This is a genomic window from Xanthomonas hortorum pv. cynarae, assembly GCF_002939985.1.
Lineage (GTDB): Bacteria > Pseudomonadota > Gammaproteobacteria > Xanthomonadales > Xanthomonadaceae > Xanthomonas > Xanthomonas hortorum_D.
Window position 1 is genome coordinate 1 of record NZ_MDFM01000097.1, and the last position, 317, is coordinate 317.

At 59.3% G+C, this 317-nt stretch carries 1 protein-coding gene; it reads right to left on the reverse strand.

From position 1 onward, the window contains the following. The coding region (locus XcyCFBP4188_RS22390) for an IS5 family transposase (protein WP_046941409.1) at positions 1 to 302 on the reverse strand (302 nt) is incomplete at its 3' end. Positions 303 to 317: the final 15 nt, after the last annotated feature.

Here is a 317-nt window from a genome sequence, read left to right on the forward strand (position 1 = left end):
GGCTGGCCTTTCTTCCCCTGTGCCACACGCAAGAGTGAGCGCAGATCGCTGACCATGGCCTCAAAGCAGCCAGCCTGCAGCCAGCGCTGCGTTTGCTGATACACCGCTTCCCAAGGCGGGAAATCGTTGGGAAGCAATCGCCACGGTGCGCCGGCGCGTGCGATCCAGCGCAGTGCGTTAAACATCGCGCGTAGCGCGTATTTGCGCTGCGGTGCTTGCGCATCCATCAGTGTGAGATATGGCGCAGCGAAGGCCCATTCTTCGTCGGAGATATCGGTTGGATATGGCTTACGAGGCTTCATCCGTATACGTTATCG